Source organism: [Scytonema hofmanni] UTEX 2349 (assembly GCF_000582685.1).
GTDB lineage: Bacteria > Cyanobacteriota > Cyanobacteriia > Cyanobacteriales > Nostocaceae > Hassallia > Hassallia hofmanni.
Genome location: NZ_KK073768.1, coordinates 209115 through 235855, shown reverse-complemented (window position 1 = coordinate 235855; position 26741 = coordinate 209115). Strand labels below are relative to the sequence as shown.

The window sequence follows — 26741 nt, the reverse complement described above, 5'->3', positions numbered from 1 at the left end:
TCCGAGCCTTTATATTTTTGCCACACCTGCATTTAAATTTCTGATATCAGCTTACCCAGATTCAAAAGCTTGAGCGAATGAGTTTATCCGGGATACACTCGTCCTTTCCAAGCACCCCCTCGTCCTTGCCAATGACGCAAAGCAGAGTCTAAAGTCATGAAAGTATAGAGAAAAGCGATCGCACTCAAGCAAAATATTAACCATACAGGACATTTATAAAAGCGGATGGTAGGTAAATAAGCCAGACTCATCAGCAGCCATGTCAACAAACCTATAAATGCCATTCCCCAATGCCCCATCAAGGCACCCAAAATAAGACCCAAAGGTGGAACGATATAAATCAAAGTCATCCCCACTAAAGTCAAAATTAACAGCAATGGCGAATAATTCAATTGCGTATAAGCAGTACGCGCAACCATATCCCAAATCGTAGTTAAAGAAGGATAGGGACGCAAACTGCGAGTTAAAGTACTTAATCCCAGCCAGATGCGACCGGTGGAGGAGGATGGGGAGATAGGGAGAGGGGGAGATGGGGGGAAAGAATTATTTATCCCCTTTTCCCTAGTTCTTAGTCCTCCAGACTTAATGGCGTTAGCAAGAGCGCAATCATCAATTAAAGCGTGTCGTACAGTTTTAATTCCACCGATGCGATTTAAGGCTTCTCTACGAATTAGAATACAGCCTCCGGCAGCTGCGGCTGTTGGATTATTTGGATCGTTAACCCAGCGAAAGGGATAGATTTTTTGGAAGAAAAAGACAAAAGCCGGAATTAAAAATTGTTCCCAAAGGCTTTTACAGCGAAGTCGCACCATCACCGAAACCAAATCTAAGTTATCTTTTTCAGCTTTGGCAACAAGTCGGCGAAGATTTGCAACATCATGCTCAATATCTGCATCCGTGAGCAAATAATAGTCTGGTTTTTCTAAAGACGCGACATCTGGTTTTTCTAAAGACGCGACATCTGGTTTTTCTAAAGACGCGACATGTCGCGTCTCTACAGCTTGAATGCCTTGTTCAATTGCCCATAGTTTACCAGTCCAGCCGGGAGGTAGGGCTTGGGCAGAAACAATATGTAATTGTTGTGATTTATTTAAAGCGTGTGACACACCTAAAGCTATATCTGGAGTGCCATCTGTGCTGTGGTCGTCTACTAAAAATACGCTGAAGGAACCGTGATAATCTTGACGTAGAAGCGATCGCAAACTAATTGGTAGCAAATCAGCTTCATTACGTGCCGGAACTACCGCACAGACGGTAGGTAATGATTCTAGCATTGTTTCTCCTACCTCTAGCCGCTGGTCTGTTCGCCAAAACTGACCCCGCAAAGTTAATAATCCAATCCAAATTACCAAACATAAGAGCATTACCCCGAATATAATTCCTTCCATAACCTCTTGCCAATTCACTGCCTCTGTGAGCAAAATACTATGTTTGCTGATTGTAAGCAAAGAACTTTTTTTGTAATGCTGTGTCGGTAATCTTGTTCAGATTGAGTAATATTACATGCAAACTCAAGATAGGGTAACAGTCAATCAAGTTACAGAAGCGATCGCCAAGAGCCAAAATCATCTTCTCTCGATTCAAAATCCCGGTGGTTATTGGTGGTCAGAGTTAGAATCTAATGTCACTATCACCGCTGAAGTTGTCCTTCTACATAAAATTTGGGGGACAGACTCTCAAAGACCTTTACACAAGGTCGAAACCTACCTACGTTCTCAACAACGACAGCATGGTGGCTGGGAACTCTTCTACGGCGATGGCGGAGAACTCAGCGTTTCCGTAGAGGCTTATATGGCGCTGAGGCTGCTAGGTGTCTCTCCAAGCGATCCGGCAATGAGAAGGGCGCGAGATTTTATTTTACAACGCGGCGGCGTCAGTAAAACTCGCATCTTTACAAAGTTTCATTTAGCACTGATTGGCTGCTACAACTGGCAGGGCATTCCCTCGATTCCACCAGCAATTATGCTTCTGCCGGATGCTTTCCCATTTAATATTTATGAACTGTCGAGTTGGGCAAGGTCAAGCACTGTCCCTTTATTAATTGTCTTTGATGATAAGCCGATTTATCAAACCGATTCAGCGATCGCTTTAAATGAGTTGTATGTTGAAGCTGCAGATATCCAATTTGAATTACCTCGCAATGGCGATTGGACAGATTTATTCATCACTTTGGATAATGCTTTCAAGTTAGTAGAAAACTTGAATTTAATGCCTTTGCGCTCTGAAGGTATCAAAGCCGCAGAAAAATGGATTTTAGAAAGACAAGAAGCAACCGGTGATTGGGGCGGAATTATTCCGGCGATGCTAAACTCAATGTTAGCTTTGAAGTCGCTTAATTACGATGTTAACGATCCGATTGTCGTTAGGGGTTTGCAAGCAATTGATAATTTTGCCATTGAAACTGAAGATTCCTACCGAATACAACCTTGTGTTTCTCCAGTTTGGGATACAGCTTGGGCAATGCGTGCTTTAATCGAATCTGGTTTAGCAGCAGATCATCCGGCAGTAGTTAAAGCTGGACAATTCTTGTTAGATAAGCAGATTTTGGATTATGGTGATTGGGCAGTTAAAAATCATCAAGGTAAACCCGGTGCTTGGGCATTTGAGTTTGAAAATCGCTTTTATCCAGATGTAGATGACTCTGCTGTGGTTGTCATGGCGTTGCAGATAGCGAAACTACCTAATGAACAATTAAAGCAGCAAGCGATCGCCCGCGCTATTAATTGGATTGCTTCGATGCAATGTCAAGCTGGTGGTTGGGCAGCATTCGATCTCAACAACAATCAAGAATGGCTTAATTTAGTGCCTTATGGTGACTTGAAAGCGATGATCGATCCAAACACCGCTGATGTCACTGCCAGAGTATTAGAAATGCTGGGGGAATGCAAACAGTCAATTGATACTCAAAGCTTTGAGAAAGCGCTTTTTTATCTCATCAACGAACAAGAAACCGATGGTTCCTGGTTTGGTCGTTGGGGAGTAAACTACATTTATGGAACTAGTGGTGCACTTTCCGCTCTTGCTTTAGTTGCACCGCAGACTTACAAAAGCAGTATCGAACGCGGTGCAACTTGGTTACTCAAATGTCAAAACCCCGATGGTGGTTGGGGTGAAACTTGTCGCAGTTACAACGATCCTAGTCTGAAAGGACAAGGAAAAAGTACAGCATCCCAAACTGCTTGGGCAATAATAGGTTTGATTGCAGCAGTTGAAGCGATCGCAATAATAGCACTGCCCGCAATTCAAAAAGGAATTAACTACCTTTTAGCGACTCAACAATCAGATGGTACTTGGGACGAATCAGAATTTACAGGTACTGGCTTTCCCTGTCACTTTTACCTCAAATACCACCTTTATCAACAATATTTTCCTTTAATAGCTTTAGCCCGCTATCATAATCTCTAGCTTTAGAGACGTTCCACCGGAACGTCTCTACGACGGTAGATATGTTTTTATTACTGTTAATTAAACGGACATGATATCATCTAAACATTCATTTTCAGACGTTACCTATTTGAGAAATAACTATGAAAAAAAACAAAGCTTTTAGCAGTGCTGGAAAACTCACAGCGCTTTTATTCTTAATAACTATTTTTCTTACCCCTTTTATAATAGTAAACGCTGGACAACGCGGCGTATTAATGCACTTTGGACAAGTTCAAGACACAATACTAGGAGAAGGAATTCACGTAATTATTCCTGTAGTTAATACTGTCCAAAAAATGAGTGTTCGAGTCCAAAGTCAGGAAATTCCGGCAGAAGCATCCTCAAGAGATTTACAAGATGTATTCACCGATGTAGCGCTCAACTGGCATATTATCCCAGAAGAAGTAAATGCCATTTTTCAACAAATTGGAGATGAAAAAACTGTTATACAGCGGATTATAAATCCAGCGGTTCAAGAAGTACTCAAAGCCGTGATCGCAAAGTATACTGCTGAAGAAGTTATCACAAAAAGGGGAGAAGTGAAAGCAGGAATTGACAATGCACTAAGCACACGTCTAATTAACTATCATATTGCAGTTGATGATATTTCTCTAGTGCATGTCCACTTCTCTCCGCAATTTAGCCTAGCAGTGGAAGCAAAACAAATTGCTGAACAAGAAGCAAAGCAGGCAGAATTTATCGCGTTGAAGGCATCAAAACAAGCTCAAGCAAAAGTGAATCTTTCAAAAGGAGAAGTAGAAGCAAATAGTTTGCTGCGTGAGACTTTGACTTCTCAAATACTGCAACGTCAAGCAATAGAAAAATGGGATGGCAAGTTGCCATTAATTATTGGTAAGGACGTTCCCAAATTTTTAAATTTGAGAGATTTGGTAGATGCTAATAAAAATTGATGGTATTGTTGGTTGTTGGTTGTTAGTTGTTGGTTGTTGGTTGTTAGTTGTTAGTTGTTAGTTGTTAGTTGTTAAGATTTACCACTATCCACTAACCACTATCGACTATCCACTATCCACTAACCACTATCCACTATCCACTATCCACTATCCACTAACAACTAACCACTTTTTATTAACCATTAGAGAATAAAAGGGGAGTATCAAGAATCTTAAACTGGATTAAGAGGATAATCACTAGAGTAAAGACTGTTGAGGAAACTAAACCCGTGAATATCTCTTTTTTCAGGTTACGTTCTTTATGCTCATTTTGAAAAACATCTACAGACCCTAATTGCATTAAGAGAATTCCGATAACGTTAGATAGCCAGTAGCCGATAATTGAACAAGGTACAAGTAACTTTGGAGAAAATAAACTACACATATATCCAAAACCATAAGCGATTGGCAGATTGAATAATAAATCATTCCACCAACATAATGGCGATAGTAAATATCCAAGTACTAAAAAGAATCCCCCTCGGAGTTTTTTCCAAATGTCTGGTTTGATGACCTCATTCGCGGTTTGTGATGATTCGTCAGACGTGGTTTGTCCAGCTACGCTCAATTGAGTGACTTCTTGGATAGTTGCCATATACTTCCATAATTCCTGTCGGCTTACCGTAGTTTATATAAAAACGCAGGAAAAGTCTACTCTACCAATAGAAAGATATCTATGCAGTGGAATGCGAACGCCGAGAGCTTGGGGTGATATCATGTCCTAATAATCACACATACTGTAGAGACGTTCCGGCGGAACGTCTTTACGACGGTAGGTAGGTTTTTATTAGTGTTAATTAAACGAACATGATATGAGGCAGCAGGTGCGAGAAACGGTGCAGTGATATTCCGCTTGATTTGGTAGAAGGAGTTAGATGGCGATCGCTACCGGGAGATTTTCCGTCTTGGCAGACGCTTTTTCATTTTCTGGTGCGTCCCATCAATAAGCTGAACTTTTCCCTAGAGTTTCACCGGAGATAAATCAACTTCAGGATTAGCGATCGCTTTCTCATAAAAATTCTAGCTTTATTACTATCAAAGTTGTCAGTACTGGCTAACTTCTCGTTACATTAGAGAAACTACGCTGGTGACTCACCCAGGTGTCGAATGCTGCAAGTAGAACAGATATTACAAAATCGTTACCAAATTCAACGTCAACTCGGCAATAATGGAGTTCGCCAAACTTGGCTAGCAACAGATTTACAAGCGACTGACGTTGATAATTCTCTTGTTGTAGTTAAACTCCTTGCTTTTGGCGGTACTGTACAATGGGATGATCTTAAACTTTTTGAACGAGAAGCACAAATTCTCAAACAGCTAAATCATCCCCGCATTCCCCGATATCTCGATTATTTTTGTGTCGATGACCGAACACTTTGGTTTGGGTTGGTGCAAGAATATATTCCCGGTGAATCGCTCAAAGAACAACTGAATGCCGGGAAAAGGTTTAGCCAAAAAGAAGTTAGAAAAATTGCTGTAGAGATTTTAAAGATTCTCATGCATTTGCATGAGTTAAATCCTACAGTATTGCATCGGGATATTAAACCGAGTAATTTAATTTGGGGTGAAAATAATCATATTTATTTAGTTGATTTTGGCGCAGTTCAAGATAAAGCGGCAAAAGAAGGTGTAACTTTCACTGTGGTGGGAACTTATGGTTATGCACCGATGGAACAATTTGGAGGTAGAGCGGTTCCAGCGTCGGATCTCTATGCACTGGGAGCGTCTTTAATACATTTATTAACAGGTACTGCTCCATCTGATTTACCAGTGCAGGAATTACGGATTCAATTTACTGACCGAGTTAATCTTAATTCGGGTTTTGTCAGTTGGCTGCAAAAGATGGTAGAACCCGCGCCAGAACAGCGATTTACAAGTGTTCGTGAAGCTTTGGAGGCACTCAATAATGGTCTTGCTCTCAAAAGGGCTAGAAACAATCAAGAGTTGCAGCGTAAAGAAATAATAAATAACTCTGGGTGCGGGATAAATAATACAATAGAACAAGTTCCTGATGAGATTAAGGGGTGGAACTGGGGTGCATTTCTATTGCCTTGGTTTTGGTTGTGGACTAATCAAGTTTGGGTAGGATTATTATGTTTTGTACCGCAAACTGGTTTTGTCGTTACCCTCGCTCTCGGTGCAAAAGGTAATGAATGGGCTTGGAAAAGTAGAAGGTGGCGGAGTATCGAACAATTTAAAGAACATCAAAGAGGTTGGGCGATCGCTGGGCTGATGATTGGTGTACCAATTAGTTTAGTCATCTGGTGGGGTGCGATCGCTTTTATTGCCTCAATGCTGTAATTAGAAATTGGGCAATGGGCAATGGGCATTGGGAATGAGAGATTCTTTCTATGCCCTATGCCCCATGCCCTATGCCCCTTGCCCTATACCAACAGGACAAGCAACATTTGTGCCACCTAACCCGCAATAACCGCCGGGATTTTTGGCAAGATACTGTTGATGGTAGTCTTCTGCGTAATAAAACTCAGAAGCATCTAAGATTTCTGTAGTAATCTTGCCATAACCTGCGGCGTTGAGGGCTTCTTGATAAGCATCTCTTGATGCAATAGCCTCTTGCTTGTGAGTGTCAGAATAAACGTAAACTCCGGAACGATATTGAGTGCCGGCATCATTTCCCTGACGCATTCCTTGGGTGGGATTATGGCTTTCCCAGAAGGTTTTGAGCAATTGTGAGTAACTAATCACCTTGGGGTCAAACACAACTAGCACAACTTCATTGTGACCGGTCATGCCACTACATACTTCTCTATAGGTAGGGTTGGGAGTTGAACCCGCAGCATAGCCTACAGCAGTAGTGAAAACTCCGTCAAGTTGCCAGAATTTGCGTTCTGCACCCCAAAAGCAGCCCATACCAAACACTGCCGTTTCCATACCTTGGGGGAATGGTGGCTTCAACGGATTACCGTTAACATAGTGACGGTTGGTTAGTGGCATTTCTTCTGCCCGTCCTGGCAAAGCTTCTTCAGGAGTGGGTACGGTTAGTTTTTTACCAAATCCAAATATCGCCATTGTTTTTGCTTTAATTTCTTTACCTTAGTTTACATTGTAAAGATTTTGGGTATGTGATGGTATTCGGCGATCGCCCTAAATTCCAGGTTTTAACCGATCCAAAGCCAGATTTAATTTTAAGACATTGACTCCAGGTTCACCAAAGATGCCGAGAAAGCGATTATCGGTGTTTTGAGAAATTAGAGTTTCGAGTTGGTTGGGTTGGAGTTGTCGCGATGAAGCTACACGGGCAATTTGCGCTTTTGCTCCTTCCGGGGTAATGTGGGGATCAAGGCTGGAAGCAGAGGTGTAAACTAAATCTGCTGTCGGTTGCACCCCGGCTTTTTTCAAACGAGGTAAATCACCTTCGTCGTTTTTTCCAAGGATGCGATCGCGCAATGCCGGATTACTAGGAGCCAAGTTGCTAGCACCAGATACCCCAGTTTTTAACACTCCGGCTTCATCTTTTTTCGGGTCTGCTGTACTATAGCTAGTGGTGCTGGGACGACTATTAAAGTAGCGATCTGAAGTAAAAGGCTGACCAATTAAGGCAGAACCGACAATTTGATTTTGGGCATTCTTAATTAGACTACCATTTGCTTGAAAGGGAAATGCAATTTGTCCGAAGGCAATCATCAGCAAAGGATAAATAATAGCCGTAATCACCCACAATAATAAGGTAGAACGAACGGCTCTACCGGCATCGCGTGCAAAACTCATTAGAATTTCTCCGGTACAAACATTACAAAAAAGAGATATGTTGAAAGACTCACAACCACTAATCCTAATAGTCCTAATGCCCAAGATTGAGGACGGGAAAGTGTTTCACCTGTAGTAGCGTAGACCATAGGTGCTACTATTAAGTTGAAACACATTGCTAAGAACAAATACAATGGCAGCTTTTGTCTGCGCCATTCATCCCAAATTTCGGTTACTGTTTCTAATGTTTGGGCTGAGATTTGTTGTGATGGTACAAGATGTTTTTTCATTGTCTTGCTTTGTAGTCGGCGCTTCAGCGCTGAATCGTTTATTTTGATGACATTATGTAGCTTTGTAGTCCGTGCCCAAGCGCTGTTAGCGGAGCTTTCCCCTAGGGTAGCGCTTACTACGAAAGAGAAAAATTAATAGGACTTACGCAAAAACTCTCCCAAACTCTTATTTCTCTGTGTCCTCTGCGTCCTCTGCGGTTCGTTCTCTCTTAATTTGGCGTAAGTCCGAATTAAGATAAGGGTAGGATAATATCGATCAGCTTGATGGCAATAAAGGGCGCAATTACGCCACCAACACCATAAAGTAGGATATTACGTTTTAGCAGTTGATCTGCTGTTAGGGGACGAAACTTGACCCCTTTGAGTGCTAGGGGAATTAGTGCCGGTATAATTAAAGCGTTGTAAATCAGGGCTGAAATGATTGCAGATTGGGCGCTTTTGAGTCCCATAATGTTAAGAGCGCCAATTCCTGATGCTGCGAAGATTGTGGGAATGATGGCAAAATATTTGGCGATGTCGTTGGCAATAGAAAATGTGGTTAATGCTCCACGGGTAATTAGTAACTGTTTACCAATGGTCACTAAGTCAATTAACTTTGTGGGGTCGGAGTCTAAGTCTACCATATTCGCAGCTTCTTTCGCCGCTTGCGTTCCAGAGTTCATCGCTACCCCCACGTTTGCTTGAGCTAGTGCCGGTGCATCGTTGGTACCATCCCCGGTCATGGCTACAAGTTTACCTTGTGATTGTTCAGAGCGAATTACCTCAATTTTGTCTTCTGGAGTGGCTTCGGCGATAAAATCGTCAACTCCCGCCTCTTGAGCAATTACCTCAGCGGTAATGCTATTATCACCTGTAAGCATGATGGTTTTCACACCCATCCTGCGGAGTTGATCGAAGCGTTCGCGCAAACCTGGTTTGACTATATCTTTGAGATAAATAACCCCGTAAATATCATTCTCCTGACAGACGGCTAAGGGTGTACCTCCTAAGCGGGAAACTCGCTCATAAGCTGCGTCTAAGTCGTCGGGAATTTTACCCCCACGGGAACGAACAAAGCCTTTAATTGAGTCCACCGCACCTTTACGGACTTGTTTACCATTGGGTAAATTAGTACCACTCATGCGAGTTTTGGCGGAAAACTCCACACCCTCTGCATTTTTAGGATTTAAGCTTGTCTCAACTTGGTATTTTTCTGCTAGTGTGACGATTGAGCGACCTTCGGGCGTATCGTCAAATACACTACCAATTAAAGATATTTGCGCTACATCTTCTACTGAATGACCGTTGACTGGAATAAACTCATTAGCCATCCGGTTGCCTAAGGTGATAGTGCCGGTTTTGTCCAGTACTAAGGTGTTGATGTCACCGCAAGCTTCTACTGCTCGTCCAGATGTGGCAATGACGTTGAATTGGGCAACTCTGTCCATCCCCGCAATCCCGATCGCACTCAACAATCCACCAATTGTAGTAGGAATCAAAGCGACTAGCAGGGAGATTAAAATGGCAACGCTAACACCAGCACGCAAACTGCTACCCGCTTGGGCACCATAAATTGTGCTGACAAAATTGGCAATGTAGCCGGCGAAGGGGGGAACTGTGGAAACTACAATTAAGAATACTTGCGTCAGCACCGCAAGCAGTACTGTGAGAGCGATTTCGTTGGGTGTTTTGCTGCGTTCGGCGCCTTCTACCAGAGCAATCATGCGATCGATAAAGCCTTGACCGGGATCGGCTGTAATCCGAATGACTAATTCGTCAGAAAGCAAGCGTGTACCACCAGTAACAGAACTCGAAATATCTGTTCCCGGTTGCTTCAGTACAGGGGCAGATTCTCCAGTAATGGCAGACTCATCGACTGAGCCGATACCTTGTATAACTTCGCCATCAGCGGGCATCATATCACCAGCAATCACCTTTACTTGATCGCCCCGCCGCAATTCGGTAGAGTTAACTTCTTGAATTGTACCATCGGGCAGCATTTTACGAGCGTTGGTATCCGATCGCGTAGATTTGAGTGCATCTGCTTGAGCTTTACCGCGTCCTTCGGCAACGGCTTCGGCAAAGTTGGCAAAAACAACTGTAAAAAATAAAATCAAGGTGATCAAGCCATTTAACAAGCGTTGCTGGTTGACATCTGCTTCAATTGTGCCGAATAAGTTGGGGTTGAGAGTTACTAAAAAAACGACAATTGTCCCGATCCAGACAATGAACATTACTGGGTTTTTGACGGCATTTCGCGGATTTAGCTTGACAAATGACTCACGAATTGCTCTTTGGTAAAGTCCGCGCATATCTGCTTTGGGAGTGTGTCTGCGCGATTCACGGGTTTGTTGTTGGGGGGAAGTGGTGGTTTGCATATATTATGGGGGACTGGGGACTGGGGACTGGGGACTGGGGACTGGGGATTGGGCATTGGGCATTGGGGAATGCGGACTGGGGACTGGGGATTGGGCATTGGTAATAATTATTTTCCTAGTCCCTATTCCCTATTCCCTATTCCCTATTCCCCAGTCCCTAGTCCCTAGTCCCTAATCCCCATTACCCAATACCTTTTGCTATTTGAAAGGCTTCACCAATTGGTCCTAATGCTAGGACAGGGAAGAAGGTGAGGGCGCCGAGGATGAGAATTACACCGGCAGTTACTCCTGTAAATAGTCCGGTATCGGTTCGCAATGTCCCAACTGTGAGGGGAACGGGTTGTTTGCGGGATATACTATCGGACAGAAATAATAAACCGACGATGGGGACATAACGTCCAACTAATAAGCTGAAGCAGGTACTCAGATTCCACCATAAAGCGGTTGCGGTTGGTGCTGTACCTGTGGCGATCGCTAACGGGGATGGTTGAGAATCGCCTAAGCCTTCAAATCCAGATCCGTTATTAGCCGCAGCTGAGGCGTATTCGTAAATAACTTGGGAAAAGCCGTGAAAACCAGGATTGCTAATTCCCGCTAATTGGTCGGGAAATGCTAAAGTTATCCCCGCAGGTATTAAAATCGCAATGGGGTGGACTAACAAAATTAGGAAACTGGCAAGGACTACTTCCCGCTTTTCAATTTTGCGTCCGAGAAATTCGGGGGTGCGTCCCACCATTAAACCTGTGGCAAATACTGCCAAAATTAAGTAAGCAAACAAATAAGCGGTTCCTGTACCCTGTCCCCCAAAGACTATCTGAAGGAACATATTCGATAGGGTGACGAAACCTCCGTTGGGCATAAAGGAATCGTGCAAGCTATTGACGGCGCCGCACATGGTTGCGGTGGTGAAAACGGCAAACAATGCAGATTGTGCCCAGCCAAATCTAACTTCTTTACCTTCTAAATTTGGCTGCTGTGAACCTAAAAGCGTGTTGATGGTGGGATTTCCGTTATATTCACCGATCGCTGTAATGATGATAAACACTACCAGAATTGCCAAGGGAATGCTGTAAACTAACCATGCTTGTTTGAGGTTATTTGCAAACACTCCATAGGTATATATCAATGAGGTAGGTACTGACATCAGTGCTACAACCTGAATTAAGTTAACTAAGGGATTTGGATTTTCAAATGGGTGTGCTGAGTTGATGGCAAAAAATCCACCTCCATTTTCCCCTAGTTCTTTGATGATTTCAAAGTGAGCAACCGGACCGCGAGCGATCGCCTGACTAATGGTAGGATCTTCTAAGGTGGGAACTACTACAGCACCGGCTAAAGTTTCCGGAACTCCAGCCGCCATCAGCACAATTGCCCCAACAATACTAATGGGTAGCAAAATCCGCATAATTGCGCGAATTAAGTCTACATAGAAGTTGCCCAAAGGTCTACCTGTCAAACCCCGAATAAAGGCGATCGCTACTGCAATTCCTGTAGCTGCCGAGGTAAACATGTGATACCCCAACCCTAACATTTGGCTGGCGTAACTCATATAAGTTTCACCAGAATAATGCTGCTGATTGGTATTGGTGATAAAAGAAATGGTAGTATGTAATGCTGTATCCCAAGTCGGCGCACCTATTTTGTTCGGGTTCAGCGGTAGCCATCCCTGATTCATAATGATGAAGAATATCAGGAATGCCATGACTACATTACTGTACAAAATTGCCCGTGCATATTGCCAGCCAGTCATGCTTTCTCTAGCTTGAACTCCGATTAAGGAATACAAAACTCGCTCAACGGGGTTTAAAATGGGATCGAGAAAGGTTCGTTGTTCGAGAAACACACGCGCCATGTATCGCCCAAATATCGGGGTAATCGCTACTACAATTGCTACCGTTAAGGCAATTTGAATCCATCCTTGTAACATTTTTCAACTAATTATTACTAAAATTTTTACAAGCAGAAAGAATTACTTAGCATTTGAATAAGTGGAATAGTTTCTATCATTTCTCAATTTCTTAATGGAAACAAGGGATAGAGGCATATAAAATTAGTTTATTTTTATGTTTAGCGTTTATTAAACTAAGTAAACGATGTTTAGAAAAAATATATCTTTGCCAAATAGCATATATTGTAGAATTGTAGAGACGTTACGCCGGAACGTCTTTACTTAACAACCGGCGGAAGGTCTTTACGATGTTTAGAAAAAATATATCTTCGACAAATAGCATATATTGTAGAGACGTTCCGGCGGAACGTCTCTACTGTTATGGTAAAATTAGTCAAGATAAAATATTGATTTAATATATATAAAGAAATAAATAACATAATTTAGTCTAAGGATGGTTTCGTGAATGGTAGATTTAAAAGGATTTTACTGGCTAACAACTCACGCTTAGGCAAATCTTTGCTGATTGAGGGATTGTTTATCATTGTTTTAGTTTTGGAGTTTTCCACGCCCAGTGATTATGTATTTGGGTATCTTTACACTGGACCGATTCTGCTGGCAAATTCTTGGTTAAATGAGAAAGCAACCTTGCAAGCAACATGCGTGGCAATGTTTTTAACGATGTTGAATTTGTGGGTACCTGGGGGTCAACCAATTGTTGCTTCAACGGTGGCAGATCGAGCGATCGCAGTTATGGCTTTGATGGTAACAGGACTTTTAAGTCAACGTCTACGACGAACCCAAGAAGCGATCGCACTCACGCAAGGGAAGCTAGAAGCACAGGAACAATTAGTTAAACTAAGAGAAGATTTTGCTTCTACACTCACTCACGATTTGAAAACACCTCTTTTGGGAGCAATTGAAACTCTCAAAGCTTTCCAACAAGAAAAATTTGGCATCGTTTCGTCGCAACAGCACAAAGTCTTAGCAACGATGATTCATAGTCATGATAGCTCTTTGCAATTTGTGGAAACTTTATTAGATATTTATCGTAATGATACTGAAGGTTTAAAGCTGCATTTAGAACCTGTGGATTTAACTGTATTGGCAGAAGAAGTAGCCACTACTTTGATCGAAGTCGCTGCAACCCGACGAGTTAATTTATGCTTTCGCTATGGGGAGTCAGATTTTCGCTCGTCGTTGTGGGTAAAAGGTGATGCTTGGCAATTGCAACGAGTATTGACAAATTTACTGATTAATGCAATAAACCATTCCAGAAGAGGCGATCGCGTGGAAGTAGTATTAGAATCTCAAACTTGTTATCAAGTTGTCAAGATTTTAGATACTGGTGCAGGTATTGCCCCAGAACAGTTTCCCCACTTATTTGAACGATTTTATCAGGGACATAGCGATCGCCAAGCTAAAGGTTCAGGATTGGGGCTTTATTTATCTCGGCAAATTATTGAAGCACATAACGGTATAATTTGGGCAGAGAACAGAACTTATTCTCAAGATATCTCCACAACTACCAAAAGTGGAGCTATGTTTGGGTTCAAGCTCTCAGTTTACCCATATCAGCCTTCTTAAGCTGTGCTGTGATGCCGTCCACTGAACTAAAAATTCTCTTGGTTGAGGATGATGAACTTTTCCGCTTGGGATTGCAAGTACGATTGCAGCAAGAAGCTGGCTTAGAAATTGTAGCTGAGGCTGAAGATGGAGAAACCGCCATCGAGCTAGTAAATCATCATGCGGTTGATGTTGTCCTTTTGGATGTAGGATTACCGGGAATTGGGGGAATCGAAGCTTGTCGACAAATAAAGCAGCGATATCCCACTTTACCGATATTAGTTCTTACTTCCCACTCCCAGAATTCACTGATTGCGCGGTTGATTGAGGCGGGTGCTCAAGGCTATTGCTTGAAAGGAATTGCAGCAGAAAAGTTAGTTTTAGCACTGCGTTCTGTGGCTGCTGGTGCTTCCTGGTGGGACGAAAATGCTACCAAAGAAATCCGTTCTACTTTTGCATCTCAACCCATCCAACTTGATTCTAAGTTATCTACACCCGGAAATCCTCTCACCCACCGGGAGCAAGAAATCTTATTATTGTTAGCAAACCGCAAAACCAATCAAGAAATAGCCGAAGCGCTTTACATCACACCGGGAACAGTTAGAGTCCACGTTCATGCTATTTTACATAAATTGGGAGTAAGCGATCGCCATGCGGCTGTTATGATTGCTATACAAAAACAGTTAATTCAAAGCGACTCGTAGCGATCGCTCAAATCATTCCACACGATTGTAGAGACGTTCCGCCGGAACGTCTTTACGAGGTTTTTTTGGTAAAATGAGGCGAACATTGGAAAAAATTATTACGCAAGAGTTTATCACTTTATTAACACAAACCCAAGAAGCTTATCGCGGGCAAAAAATAGAACGTCCTCCTGCTGAAGCGGTTGTAAATGCTTTATTACAAGCAGAAAAAGCTGCCAAACAACAACGACTAACGTACCCGTTTGCATCAATGCTTGGAAAATGGCGCCTGTGCTTTACAACTGGAACTAAAAAGGTTAAACATCGTAGGGGAATTAAGTTAGGCAACGGCTTTTATCTGCCCAAATTTGCAGCAGCGCACATTGATTTTAGTGCTGCCCAAGATGCTGACAAAGGGGAAATTACTAATTCCGTTGAATTTGCTTCACTCAAACTAAAACTAACTGGACCAGCTAAATATCTGGGTAAGAAGAATTTACTAGCATTTGAATTTACCCAAATGCAAATCAGTTTATTTGGTCGTACTATATATAATGGTCAAATTCGCGGAGGCAAAACGAAAGCTGAGAATTTTGACAATCAGCCGATAACTACTCTACCTTTTTTCGCATTCTTTTTGGTGACACCAGACTTGATTGCCGCGCGTGGTCGTGGGGGTGGGTTAGCACTTTGGATTCGAGATAGTTGAAACAAAAATCCATTGAAGTGGGAATAGTAAAATCAGTAGTTTCTTATAATTTAGTAATCATGGCTTCTCTTGAGAAAATTCTGGAAAAATTACAAAATCTTTCTGAAACCTCACTCCAAGAAGTTCTAGATTTTATTGAGAATTTGGAGTCTCGAAATCGAACTGATAAACCTTTATTATCACCAACAAATAATAACGAATCCCGACTAATCGAGTTAAAAAAAGCAAATGAACACTATCAAAATGGAATCACAAAGTTGCAATTAGGAGAATATCAAGTTGCGATCACAGAATTTAATTGGGCATTACAAATTTATCCAAATTATTCATGAGCTTATTACTAGCGTGGTAAAAGCCGACACAAATTAAATGATAAAGAAAGTCAGCAAACCTAAAAGTTCTGCGATCGCTTGAATCGTATTGGAGTATAAATACTCAACTAATTGCCGAGAATTGGCTGGCAACGGATGGGGTCCCGCTTACCTACTGATTCTTATTGTTATTGATGTGACAAGTCAAGGTACTGTTACCATTCGCAGAAACTACACTCATACTATCATAAGTTAACCCCAAGAAAGTTCCACAAGGAAAGCCCTTCTGAATGACGGCATTCCCATCTGAAGGCGGAGTCACTTGTCCTTGACACTGTAAGATAGTGTTGTTCCCGTTACCAGTAATGACTGACTTCGTATTGCCATCGGCAAATACACTATTTCCATTTCCATCGAAAACACCGCAGCCAAAGTCGTTAAAAAGTTGAGCTTGAGCATTGACTGCTTGTGGAGCAATAAACGTTGCACCAACCGTGAAACCCAAAAAACCTAACGATGATGCTACAAACGCAATTTTTCTTTTGTTAATCATGGAAATATCTTCAAAAATTTATAGTGGTATTCTATCAAGAATATTAATTTTGTCAACTATCATAATTGGTAAATTTCACCTTCCTAAGATTCCGGCGTTGCGATCGTCTCGAAGCTCATCATCCAGACGCTCAAATCTGGATTGTTCGTGTTGGCTCCCGTCATGTGCGTCGATTTGGGGGACGCTTGAAAAAGACTCTATGATCGCTGGAATCGTCAATGGGGATTTTGAGCCGATCATTCTACTATCAATATAGCGCTTCTTGTTTGAATCAAGTACAGATTTATCTGCGTTCATCTGCGTTCATCTGCGGTTACTTAATTCTTTGATATATTGCACCCAACTGATAACCGCTATATATAGAACTAGACTACTAGGAGACTGCACCATGAGTCCACAACTTGAAGTAGCGATCGCTGCCATCCAATCACTCTCACCTACAGAGCGTCAACAACTGCTCCAAATCCTCATTCAAGGTGATTCATCCTCAAATTCCCAAACTGACCTGAAAATGCTCAGTGACCAGTTTTGCCAAGGCATTACGCTCCAGCAGTTGCTTACCAGCCAAACCCCTACAACCGTTAATAACATCAAGGATCTCGCTGCTGATTTTTGGTCTAAAGAAGACTCCATTGAAGACTTCCTCTCCTTTTTGCAGCAAGAACGTAAGACATTTCTTCAAACAGCTAAGTCCTTGGAGTTGCAAGGTGAACCTGATTGGTCAGAGCGAGAGAATATCTGCGGTGGATAATAGTCAACGTTACCAATCATCGGTTTCAAACTGCCGTTCAATTTGTGCGATCGCAACTAAGCCAGAATTCGCACCACTTCCTGCTCATCATTAAGCCTCAATTCCTAAAGAATGGATCAATCAGATCGTAAAATTAAAAAGTCGAGAAAATAAGCAATCAATATAGTGAGGTGCTGATGACATATGCAGAACTGCGTCAGAAGATCGAACAGCAACTAGCTCAACTACCACCGGATCAGCTTTTCCAGGTCAGTGACTTTCTTGATTCCCTTCAAAACAAAGGGAGTACTAGCGATCGCACACTCCGTCGGTTGCCTCCGATTAAACGAGGAAGTAAAGCAGTCGATTTGTTGAAGTTTGCGGGAACTTGGCAAGGCAACGATTTAGAAGAGTGCCTCCACTTTGTTCATGAAACCCGCTCCAAAGCTCAGTTTTAATCTCCTAAATCCATCACAACAGAGTAATACCTTAAAGGTATCACCCAAACTAAGATAAAGGAGTAAAGCCAAAACTAGCTCAACCCTATGACACTCCGACAACCCCGCTACAGCAAAGAAGAATTTGCTAGACGTGGTGACGAAATCTACCAAACTCAGATTAGTAAACAAGTCGAAGCTGGCAATTACGGCAAGATTGTGGCGATTGACATTGAAACCGGTGACTGGGAAATTGATAGTAGCGAAGTAGCTGCTTGCGATCGTCTCGAAGCTCATCATCCAGACGCTCAAATCTGGATTGTTCGTGTTGGCTCCCGTCATGTGCGTCGATTTGGGGGACGCTTGAAGAACACTCTATGATCGCTGGAATCGTCAATGGGGATTTTGAGCCGATCATTCTACTATCAATCTGTAGTGTCACGGGGCAGATTTACACGCAAGATGCCATTGTGGATACAGGTTTTAACGGCTGGCTATCATTGCCTCCAAGTCTTATTGCTGAACTGGGACTAATCTGGAAACGACGAGGACGAGCTATTCTGGGAGATGGTAGCGAATGTATATTTAATGTCTACGAAGCGGTTGTGTTGTGGGACGGAGCAATTCTTACAATTCCTATTGATGAAGCTGATTCAGAACCACTGATTGGGATGTCGCTGATGGAGGGCTATCAGCTAACAATTCAAGCAATTGACGGTGGTCGTGTGGAACTGAACAAGCTAAACGCGGTTTAACCCCACCGTACAAAGATTGTTGGTGCGATCGCTCTTGATATCTGCGGTGGATAATGGGCAACGTTACCAATCATCGGTTTCAAACTGCCGTTCAATTTGTGCGATCGCAACTAATATCATGTCCGGGCAATTAAGCAAACAGATCCCGAACCCCAATGAGCCAAAGCAGCGCTTTCGCTCCCCTCCCCGCTTGCGGGGAGGGGTTGGGGGTGGGGTTCTTTTTTGACTCTTATTGAATATTTTTAGAAAAATCTACCTGAGGGCGATCGCACATCAAGAGCAAAAAGGACATAAACTTTTTGATGGGAAAGCTGGCAACATAATCAGAGGTAGCTGTGAATAAATTTCTTTTTGTAACAGACTTAGATAATACCTTCGTGGGTAATGACGAAGCTTTAACAGAACTTCAGCAAACACTGAGCGAACATCGCCAAAAGTATGGTACGAAAATTGTTTATGCGACAGGGCGATCGCGTGTCCTTTATCAAGAATTGCAAATTGAAAAAAACCTGATAGAACCAGATGCTTTGGTGGTTTCTGTCGGAACAGAAATTTATTTTGATGAGAGCGATACTCCCGATTTTACTTGGTCAGAGCGACTTGCCGATGGCTGGAATCGTGATTTGGTATTATCTGAGACTGCAAAATATCCTGAATTAGTCCCCCAACCTGACTCAGAACAGCGTCCTTTTAAGATAAGTTTTTTCCTCAAAGAAGAATCAGCACATAAAATTTTACCATTACTTGACACAAAGTTGTCAAAATGTGGTTTAAATATAAAGTTAATCTATAGCAGCGGTGTTGACCTTGACATTGTACCCCGCCACAGCGATAAGGGTCAGGCTATGCAATTTCTCCGCCAAAAGTGGGGAATTGCAGCAGAGGAAACGGTTGTCTGTGGTGATTCTGGCAATGACATTGCTTTATTTGCCGTGGGGAACGAAAGAGGAATTCTCGTTGGGAATGCCCGTCCGGAATTACTCCAATGGCACAATGAAAATCCCGCTGACTATCGTTACCTCGCACAAAGCTTTTGTGCAGGTGGAATTCTCGAAGGTTTAAAACACTTTGGCTTTATTTAATGATTAGCTATCTAAAAGGTTTGGTTGCTGGTGTACAAAAGTGTGGCGCGAATCGCGTCATACTGACTCTTGAAGTAAATGGCATCGGGTACGATTTACAAATTCCCCAACGACTGGAACAACAGTTACCACCAACGGGAGGGGAAATACAAATTTTTACCCATTACCAAATTCGGGAAGAATTGCCTTTCCTATATGGCTTTGCTTCACCAGCCGAAAGAGACTTATTTCGTCACTTTTTAAGTGTAAATGGGATTGGTGCAGCAAGTGCGATCGCTTTATTGGACACTCTGGAATTACCAGAATTAGTCCAAGCCATCATCGCTGCTAATATACAAATCTTAATTCAAGCCCCAGGAGTGGGCAAAAAGACCGCTGAACGCATCTGTTTAGAACTAAAAAGCAAGTTAATCGAATGGCGTAAATCAGCAGGCTTCTTCGTGGCTACAGGTGGTCCTGCACCAAATATTCTCGAAGAAGTGCAAATGACCCTCTTCGCTTTGGGATATACTGCTCATGAAGTCAGTCACGCTTTACACGTAGTAAGTGAGGATATTGGACTACCAAAAGATGCTTATGTAGAAGATTGGATCAAACAAGCGATCGCACTTCTGAGTAGCGAACCAGTTGAATCTTAGTTGGTTGATAGTTGATAGTTGATAGTTGTTAGTTGTTAGTTGTTAGTTGATAGTTGTTGGGTGTTGCTTATTCTCTCCCCCTTGTCCCCCTTGTCCCCCTTGTCCCCTTGTTTCCCACTCCCCCATGGTCCCAAATCCTTATGCTTGGATAAACGAATCTCTGGCAACGATTCACCGGGCAAACTGGTATCGTTCAGTACAAACTATCCACGGTCGCCCTGGTGCGATGGTGATTGTGGATGGTCGAGAGGTAATTAATTTTGCCAGTAACGATTATTTGGGATTAGCGGGGGACGATCGCTTAATTGAAGCCGGGGTTGCAGCTACCAAACAATTTGGGACGGGAAGCACTGGTTCGAGATTACTCAGCGGACATCGAGAATTACACAGAGATTTGGAAGTGGCGATCGCTTCTCTCAAACAAACAGAAGATTCTCTAGTATTCAGTTCTGGCTATTTAGCAAATTTAGGAGCAATAACCGCTTTAGTAGGCAAGCGTGATTTAATACTTTCTGACGAATACAATCATTCCAGCTTGAAAAATGGAGCGATTCTCAGTGGTGCGACGGTTATTGAATATCCGCACTCTGATGTAACAGCTTTAAAAAATCTCTTGAGTCAGCGGCAAAATTACCGACGCTGTTTAATTATCACCGATAGCGTCTTCAGCATGGATGGGGATTTATGTCCTCTACCCACGCTGTTAAATTTAGCTGAAGAATTTAGCTGTATGCTGCTAGTTGATGAAGCTCATGGTACTGGGGTGATGGGTAAAACTGGCGCCGGTTGTGTGGAACATTTCGGCTGTACAGGAAAGCAGTTAATTCAAGTTGGCACTTTGAGTAAAGCTTTAGGCAGTTTAGGCGGTTATGTCACCGGCAGTGCCACTTTAATTGACTTTTTGCGAAATCGCGCCCCCAGTTGGATTTATACCACCGCGCTGTCACCCGCAGATACCGCAGCAGCGTTAGCAGCAATCAAGATTGTACAACTTGAACCGCAACGCCGCGAGCAGTTATGGGCAAATGTCGATGAGTTGAAAAAGTTGCTGCAATTATTACCCAAGTTGAAATTATTGCTTTCGGAATCTCCTATATTATGTTTTCAATTGCCAAGTGCAGCAGCAGCTTTAGAAGCGGGAAAGCAACTTAAAGCTTCTGGCATTTTTGCAAGTGCAATTCGTCCCCCAACTGTTCCCACAAGTCGCATCCGCATTTCTTTGATGGCAACCCATGAATCGACGCATATTCAGAAGTTGGTGGAAGCGCTTTTAAGTATCTATATATAGTAGACCTCTTGCACTCATTCCATAACACCCCACCCCCAACCCCTCCCCGCAAGCGGGGAGGGGAGCGTTTGCGTCAGCAAATGCGGGGTGGGGTTCTTAATTTTTGATTTATCCAAGATGTCTAGTGATTAATTCAAGATTAACGCATTCACAGAACCGCACAGATGCACAGAGAAGTCCTCGCTGTGGTTTCCAACGCTGATGATAACGCTTTCGGAACCGCACTGAATCGGGGTATTGTCAGGCTATAGTTCGACAAGTGCGATGATCGCTCAGTTCATAAATCTGTCTTGATGTCTAATCCTCATCTGCACTGAAGCCATCGAGGAATGCAAGTCCTGCTTTGTAAACTACATTGCCTTCCACATAATGTTTAGCAACCTCACTCAAAGCTTCTTTGCCACCATTAAACCAACGTTCCCGATTCAATAGTTGTCGCCGAAGTTTCTGCCATTTAGTTGGTTGATTGCTTATAATCTCTTCAAATTCCGCCTCAATTATTTCCTCGGCTTCTGCCTCAGTCGCAGTTGGATGTTTCTGTTGTATTTTGCTCAATATGCCGATGATCTCAGTTACTGCCTCTTAGATTTTGCTCAATTTTGTCCAAGTCTCTCTCTAAGTGTGACAGTTGAGTTTCCTCAGATTGAATTTGTTGCTGTAACTGAAACTTAATGGCAGTGCCTACCTCAATTGCATAATCCAAACGCAGTTTATTCAACTTTTCGCTCCTTAGCTGCCACTCTGCCTGAAGCGTGTTTTGTCGCTGTTTTAAATGTTGTCGTTGTGAGTCTGTTAAGCTAGGTTGTTCAGCAACTACATCGTCAATCAAGCCTCGAACGTTTACCATCTGGTAACTATTTTGACACTGAATCTGAGTTTGTTTGTCATCTATAAATTTATATAGCACCTGTAATTGGTAGAAGTGGGGTGTTTGATTACCCTTGCAGGCTTGGCAATTGCAGGGAACTAGTATTTTATACTTCAAACGTTCGTAAGAAGAGTGAATTTTGTCGAGTTCGTGCCTGACTGTAACCAACAAATCTCGCTTACGCTTTCCGGAAACACGAATCCGAATCTCTCCTTTGTGATAGCGATAATACTCAATCACCTCTGCCTGCGCTTGATCTTTACTCAAGACAACACCGCTTCTCCAAACACAGGTTTGTCCTTCAATCCATGAGTGCATCTCGACGATGAAACGAGTCACTATACCTTTGGGCATGAATTCATATTCGTAGCGCAACAGCAAGTTATCGTTTTCTTGCCACTCATACTCTGGTTGGTTAGGGTTAAGTAGTTGTGGAGCAATGTAAGTACCAGGGCAACTGGGAATTTCATAACACAATTTAAAATTCATCATTAATCGCAACAGTTCTGCCCGCATGTTGACGTATTTATCTTCATTCCAGATGTTTGCTAAATCATGACGGTCAAATTTGCCCAAATTTTGAATTACTTGTGAGTTATCTAATACTTTATAAGCCGCATCTGTACCCCAAGTTGGCTTGAGAATTACGGTTTTTATTAAAAGGTCATCTTCTTGGAAATGAAGGCATACACCTAAATCATGCAGATAGCCACTAAGTTGGAGTTTGTCCTTTTGTGTAGTAAACCCATTATCCTCACAGATACTTAGATATTCTTGCAAGCTAATATAGTCGCGGAAGTCATATTCTAGAGCTTCCCGTACTTTAATCCAGGTTTTGGGCAGTTCTGTTCCTACATGGGGTAGGTTACTAATATAATGTTTAATTTTATTCAGAATTTCTGGCAGACCGCGATTAGTAGCAAAGTTTGTAGCGAGTGTTTCTTTAAGATTGGTGAATTCACCTCGTAATTGTCGCTCGTTTATTTCGCGTTTGCGCTCCTGCTTTTCATTTTTAATAATAAGTAAGGGACTGTTTTCGCTTAACAGTTCTACTACATTCAGCCAGTAATAAAAATCTGTGTCTTCTTTTCGAGTATCAGCAACCAAGATATAAAGGGAGCGTTTGGTCAAGAAAAACTGGTGGGTGGTATGGTAAATCTCCTGACCACCAAAGTCCCAAATATTAACCTGAAATTTTCTGTCATTTTCTAATAAAAAGCTCCATTGGATTATATCAATACCTTTAGTGGAGTTTTCATCTTGCTCTAGCTGATAATCTGAGTTTTGAATTTTTTTTGCTAAGGTAGTTTTACCTGCACCACCTTCTCCCACAATGAGTAATTTAGCTTCGTAGAGGCGATCGGTTTCTTGTTCTAGCTGTTGTTTGTAAAAGTTCAGGATTGCTCTCAAGCCTTTCTCGCGGATTTCTGGGGGAAGTGATAGTTGTTGATTACCGCTGAGGTCAAGCTTGCTGAGGTTGGAAAGTTGACCAATCTCTGCTGGCAGCTTTGTCAGTTGATTGTCGCTGAGGTCAAGCTCGCTGAGGTTGTAAAGTTGACCAATCACTGCTGGCAGCGTCGTCAGTTGATTGCGGGTGAGGTAAAGCACGCTGAGGTTGGAAAGTTGACCAATCACTGCTGGCAGCGTCGTCAGTTGATTACCGCTGAGGTCAAGCTCGCTGAGGTTAGAAAGTTGACCAATCTCTGCTGGCAGCTTTGTCAGTTGATTGCTGCTGAGGTAAAGCACGCTGAGGTTGGAAAGTTGACCAATCACTGCTGGCAGCGTCGTCAGTTGATTGCCGCTGAGGTAAAGCACGCTGAGGTTGGAAAGTTGACCAATCACTGCTGGCAGCGTCGTCAGTTGATTGCCGATAAGGTAAAGCACGCTGAGGTTGGAAAGTTGACCAATCTCTGCTGGCAGCTTTGTCAGTTGATTGCTGCTGAGGTAAAGCCCCCTGAGGTTGGAAAGTTGACCAATCTCTGCTGGCAGCGTCCTCAGTTGATTGCTGGTGAGGTAAAGCTGACTGAGGTTGGAAAGTTGACCAATCTCTGCTGGCAGCTTTGTCAGTTGATTGTTCCTGAGGTTAAGCTCGCTGAGGTTGGAAAGTTGAGTAATCTCTGCTGGCAGTGAAGTTAATTTCTGATAAGAGAGATTTAACTTTGCCACTCTATCTTTAGCAGCTTTTTTAATCACTTCCAGCAGTTCTTCATTCGTCATCAGAAATCCTTCTACGTGAGTAATGCTTGTCTTGTATCCTAATCTTTACCTAAATGATTGCCCAAGCGTGTTTATTGCAACTAAGTCTAGCTAAAATACGTAAAATATTACTGTTTCAATATAATTTGTCTTAAATTTTACTTTTATTCAGATTGAAGAGTCAGAGCAATCGGCAATCGGCATGATTTTTAAGATGGCGTTTCTGCCTGTAAATGGGGATTTAATGCAATAAACGACTGCCCGAATTCAATAAACGACTGCCCGAATTCAATAAACGACTGCCCGAATTCAATAAACGACTGCCCGAATTCAATAAACGACTGCCCGAATTCAATAAACGACTGCCCGAATTCAATAAACGACTGCCCGAATTCAATAAACGGCTGCCCGAATTCAATAAACGACTGCCCGAATTCAATATAAAAACTTAGCAAACCTGCTTTTATTAAACACAAAAGCGATCGCATTTTTAATTATGCGCTTGATGCGATCGCATGTAAAAAGTAACGCTGTACGGGTGCAGGTAATGTAGCAACCATATCTGCATTAAATCGCTCATGGGCAGGTGGAGATTTTAGCGCGTCCCAAACTCAACTAATTTGTTGATTGGTTTGGATTTGCATCCAGGATAAAATTAATAAAGCGATCGCGCTGAGAATAACTATAGCGCTTCTCAGTTGGGTGCAATACATCAAAGAATTAAGGAACCGCAGATGAACGCAGATGGACGCAGATAAATCTGTGTTTGATTCAAACGAGAAGCGCTATATACCCAGGAAACACCCTACCCCCTTTGAAACGGTAAGGCTTTGAGAAACATCATAAAAATGTGCTTGTTTCATATTTTGCGGGAGCGTTAATCGCGATCGTGCAAGGCTAACATCTTGCACCATTCTCAATTAACTTACAATCCCACCCGGAATTTAAATTCCACAGATTATAGCATAAGTCCTCTGGAAGAGGACTTTCACTGTTAGACAGGGACTTATAGTCCCTGGCGGGTTATGATACCTAATGAGAATTGCTGAGATATAAGGCACATAAAGCGCAGCCTCACATAGAATTAATATTACATAATAAAAAAACATCAGTCAGCCAAAGAACCGAGGATAATGAATCCAGAACAAATCAAGAGTTCTCATAATTTACCAAAAGCAATGCGCGTCGGAGTGCTGGGTTTTGGTGGTTTAGGACAAGCTGCCGCTAAAGTACTCGCTGGCAAACGGGAAATGATTTTAGTCGCAGCAGCTGACAAAGAAGGCTATGCATACACCGAATCGGGTTTAAACGCTCAAAATTGTATTACAGCTTATAACTCTCAAGGTTCAGTGGGTTATTTAGAACCAACTGGCACTTTAACAAATCGGAGTATTCAAGATTTAATCGAAAGCGCTAATTCTGTAGATGGGTATTTTCTCGCTTTACCAAACCTACCCAATAACTTTATTGCTTCTGTAGCGCAGGAATTCATTAAATCCGGTTGGCATGGTGTCCTAGTTGATGCAATTAAGCGCACCAGTGCGGTAGAACAACTACTAGCGATGAAAGAAGAATTGCAAGCAGCGGGAATTACTTACATGACTGGGTGTGGTGCAACACCAGGATTATTAACCGCAGCCGCTGCATTAGCTGCCCAAAGCTACGCCGAAATACATAAAGTTGAAATTACCTTTGGCGTAGGAATTGCTAATTGGGAAGCTTACCGTGCCACTATCCGCGAAGATATTGCCCATATGCCAGGTTACAGTGTAGAAACTGCCAGAGCAATGACAGATGCAGAAGTAGAAGCATTGTTGGATAAAACCAATGGCGTGCTGACGTTAGAGAATATGGAACATGCCGATGATGTGATGTTGGAATTAGCCGGGATAGTGGAACGCGATCGCGTTATAGTTGGTGGCATAGTGGATACTCGCAACGCCAAAAAGCCCCTCAGCACCAACGTAAAAATCACCGGTCGCACCTTTGAAGGGAAAATTTCCACCCATACCTTCATCTTAGGTGACGAAACCAGCATGGCAGCAAATGTTTGTGGACCAGCCTTTGGCTATCTCAAAGCCGGTATGCAATTGCACAAACGCGGCATTTATGGTATATTCACCGCTGCGGAAATTATGCCCCAGTTTGTCAAATAATAGTTAGACGTTGCTTAATTCAGGTATGAATCCGGATGTAGAGACGCGATATATCGCGTCTCTATAAGGGTTTTGACATCATATCATGTCCGGTAGCTTACCCATAATTCATGAAGAACCCCACCCGCCTGTGGCACCCTCCCCGCAGGC

At 42.6% G+C, this 26741-nt stretch carries 26 protein-coding genes; 15 read left to right on the top strand and 11 right to left on the bottom strand.

Features of this window, described 5'->3' with window-relative positions; translation table 11 throughout:
- Positions 1-83 precede the first annotated feature (83 nt).
- A complete protein-coding gene (locus TOL9009_RS0106270; RefSeq protein ID WP_029631912.1) occupies positions 84-1388 on the bottom strand; it encodes a glycosyltransferase in 1305 nt (434 codons plus the stop codon).
- Between the two features lie 115 nt (positions 1389-1503).
- Here TOL9009_RS0106270 and shc point away from each other — a divergent pair, with 115 nt between their 5' ends.
- Positions 1504-3405 (top strand): squalene--hopene cyclase, encoded by a 1902-nt coding sequence (gene shc, locus TOL9009_RS0106265; protein ID WP_029631910.1) that lies wholly within the window; start codon positions 1504-1506, stop codon positions 3403-3405.
- A 122-nt stretch (positions 3406-3527) separates the two neighbouring features.
- A complete protein-coding gene (locus TOL9009_RS0106260; protein WP_029631908.1) occupies positions 3528-4337 on the top strand; it encodes a prohibitin family protein in 810 nt (269 codons plus the stop codon).
- A 175-nt stretch (positions 4338-4512) separates the two neighbouring features.
- Here TOL9009_RS0106260 and TOL9009_RS0106255 read toward each other — a convergent pair whose 3' ends face one another.
- Positions 4513-4971, bottom strand: a complete 459-nt coding sequence (locus TOL9009_RS0106255; protein WP_029631907.1) for a hypothetical protein — start codon at positions 4969-4971, stop codon at positions 4513-4515.
- A 512-nt stretch (positions 4972-5483) separates the two neighbouring features.
- Here TOL9009_RS0106255 and TOL9009_RS0106250 point away from each other — a divergent pair.
- Complete coding sequence (locus TOL9009_RS0106250; RefSeq protein WP_029631906.1) at positions 5484-6677, top strand: serine/threonine protein kinase; 1194 nt, start codon at positions 5484-5486, stop codon at positions 6675-6677.
- A 69-nt stretch (positions 6678-6746) separates the two neighbouring features.
- Here TOL9009_RS0106250 and msrA read toward each other — a convergent pair whose 3' ends face one another.
- From msrA to kdpA, 5 genes are all read right to left on the bottom strand, one after another.
- On the bottom strand, positions 6747-7406 hold the full coding sequence (msrA, locus tag TOL9009_RS0106245; RefSeq protein WP_029631905.1) for a peptide-methionine (S)-S-oxide reductase MsrA: 660 nt from the start codon (positions 7404-7406) through the stop codon (positions 6747-6749).
- Between the two features lie 75 nt (positions 7407-7481).
- Entirely contained in the window at positions 7482-8105 is a 624-nt protein-coding gene (gene kdpC, locus TOL9009_RS0106240; protein ID WP_029631904.1) for a K(+)-transporting ATPase subunit C, read from the bottom strand.
- Complete coding sequence (locus TOL9009_RS0106235) at positions 8105-8374, bottom strand: potassium-transporting ATPase subunit F (RefSeq protein ID WP_029631903.1); 270 nt, start codon at positions 8372-8374, stop codon at positions 8105-8107. Before TOL9009_RS0106235 ends, kdpC begins: the two co-directional genes overlap by 1 nt.
- A gap of 230 nt (positions 8375-8604) precedes the next feature.
- A complete protein-coding gene (gene kdpB / locus TOL9009_RS0106230; protein ID WP_029631902.1) occupies positions 8605-10731 on the bottom strand; it encodes a potassium-transporting ATPase subunit KdpB in 2127 nt (708 codons plus the stop codon).
- A 181-nt stretch (positions 10732-10912) separates the two neighbouring features.
- On the bottom strand, positions 10913-12658 hold the full coding sequence (gene kdpA, locus TOL9009_RS0106220; protein WP_029631901.1) for a potassium-transporting ATPase subunit KdpA: 1746 nt from the start codon (positions 12656-12658) through the stop codon (positions 10913-10915).
- A 423-nt stretch (positions 12659-13081) separates the two neighbouring features.
- Between kdpA and TOL9009_RS0106215 the strand changes: the two genes are divergently transcribed.
- The 4 genes from TOL9009_RS0106215 to TOL9009_RS0106200 all read left to right on the top strand — a co-directional run bounded on the left by TOL9009_RS0106215 (position 13082) and on the right by TOL9009_RS0106200 (position 15909).
- A complete protein-coding gene (locus tag TOL9009_RS0106215; protein WP_260675853.1) occupies positions 13082-14206 on the top strand; it encodes a sensor histidine kinase in 1125 nt (374 codons plus the stop codon).
- An 11-nt stretch (positions 14207-14217) separates the two neighbouring features.
- The gene (locus TOL9009_RS0106210) at positions 14218-14889 is read left to right on the top strand and encodes a response regulator transcription factor (RefSeq protein WP_029631899.1); all 672 of its coding nucleotides are present in this window, start codon (positions 14218-14220) and stop codon (positions 14887-14889) included.
- A gap of 73 nt (positions 14890-14962) precedes the next feature.
- Positions 14963-15577 (top strand): hypothetical protein, encoded by a 615-nt coding sequence (locus tag TOL9009_RS0106205; protein WP_029631897.1) that lies wholly within the window; start codon positions 14963-14965, stop codon positions 15575-15577.
- 59 nt (positions 15578-15636) lie between these two features.
- Complete coding sequence (locus TOL9009_RS0106200; protein ID WP_144238170.1) at positions 15637-15909, top strand: DUF2281 domain-containing protein; 273 nt, start codon at positions 15637-15639, stop codon at positions 15907-15909.
- Between the two features lie 151 nt (positions 15910-16060).
- Here TOL9009_RS0106200 and TOL9009_RS0106195 read toward each other — a convergent pair whose 3' ends face one another.
- A complete protein-coding gene (locus tag TOL9009_RS0106195) occupies positions 16061-16441 on the bottom strand; it encodes a hypothetical protein (RefSeq protein WP_029631894.1) in 381 nt (126 codons plus the stop codon).
- Between the two features lie 388 nt (positions 16442-16829).
- On the opposite strand from TOL9009_RS0106195, the gene TOL9009_RS38350 reads away from it, so the two are divergent.
- The 7 genes from TOL9009_RS38350 (at position 16830) to bioF (ending at position 21371) form a co-directional block, all read left to right on the top strand.
- On the top strand, positions 16830-17192 hold the full coding sequence (locus TOL9009_RS38350) for a hypothetical protein (protein ID WP_063628679.1): 363 nt from the start codon (positions 16830-16832) through the stop codon (positions 17190-17192).
- 176 nt (positions 17193-17368) lie between these two features.
- Positions 17369-17629 (top strand): hypothetical protein, encoded by a 261-nt coding sequence (locus TOL9009_RS0106175; RefSeq protein ID WP_029631890.1) that lies wholly within the window; start codon positions 17369-17371, stop codon positions 17627-17629.
- A gap of 87 nt (positions 17630-17716) precedes the next feature.
- Positions 17717-17989: a hypothetical protein gene (locus tag TOL9009_RS0106170; protein ID WP_029631889.1), complete on the top strand. Its 273-nt coding sequence runs from the start codon at positions 17717-17719 to the stop codon at positions 17987-17989.
- The gene (locus TOL9009_RS0106165; protein WP_029631887.1) at positions 17986-18363 is read left to right on the top strand and encodes a hypothetical protein; all 378 of its coding nucleotides are present in this window, start codon (positions 17986-17988) and stop codon (positions 18361-18363) included. Before TOL9009_RS0106170 ends, TOL9009_RS0106165 begins: the two co-directional genes overlap by 4 nt.
- A gap of 335 nt (positions 18364-18698) precedes the next feature.
- On the top strand, positions 18699-19445 hold the full coding sequence (locus TOL9009_RS0106160; protein WP_029631885.1) for a sucrose-phosphate phosphatase: 747 nt from the start codon (positions 18699-18701) through the stop codon (positions 19443-19445).
- Positions 19445-20083 (top strand): Holliday junction branch migration protein RuvA, encoded by a 639-nt coding sequence (ruvA, locus tag TOL9009_RS0106155; RefSeq protein ID WP_029631884.1) that lies wholly within the window; start codon positions 19445-19447, stop codon positions 20081-20083. The genes TOL9009_RS0106160 and ruvA overlap by 1 nt, the downstream gene beginning before the upstream one ends.
- A gap of 124 nt (positions 20084-20207) precedes the next feature.
- Positions 20208-21371 carry an 8-amino-7-oxononanoate synthase gene (gene bioF / locus TOL9009_RS0106150; protein WP_029631882.1) on the top strand — a complete coding sequence of 388 codons (1164 nt, stop codon included), beginning with the start codon at positions 20208-20210 and terminating at the stop codon, positions 21369-21371.
- Positions 21372-21668: 297 nt separating this feature from the next.
- Here the strand turns inward: bioF and TOL9009_RS0106145 are convergent, their stop codons facing one another.
- From TOL9009_RS0106145 to TOL9009_RS0106135, 3 genes are all read right to left on the bottom strand, one after another.
- Positions 21669-21926, bottom strand: a complete 258-nt coding sequence (locus tag TOL9009_RS0106145) for a hypothetical protein (RefSeq protein WP_029631880.1) — start codon at positions 21924-21926, stop codon at positions 21669-21671.
- A 13-nt stretch (positions 21927-21939) separates the two neighbouring features.
- A complete protein-coding gene (locus TOL9009_RS38345; protein WP_072022104.1) occupies positions 21940-24456 on the bottom strand; it encodes a COR domain-containing protein in 2517 nt (838 codons plus the stop codon).
- Between the two features lie 188 nt (positions 24457-24644).
- Positions 24645-24923: a hypothetical protein gene (locus TOL9009_RS0106135; RefSeq protein WP_029631878.1), complete on the bottom strand. Its 279-nt coding sequence runs from the start codon at positions 24921-24923 to the stop codon at positions 24645-24647.
- A gap of 645 nt (positions 24924-25568) precedes the next feature.
- On the opposite strand from TOL9009_RS0106135, the gene bioU reads away from it, so the two are divergent.
- Positions 25569-26591: a (S)-8-amino-7-oxononanoate synthase BioU gene (bioU, locus tag TOL9009_RS0106130; protein ID WP_029631876.1), complete on the top strand. Its 1023-nt coding sequence runs from the start codon at positions 25569-25571 to the stop codon at positions 26589-26591.
- Positions 26592-26741: the final 150 nt, after the last annotated feature.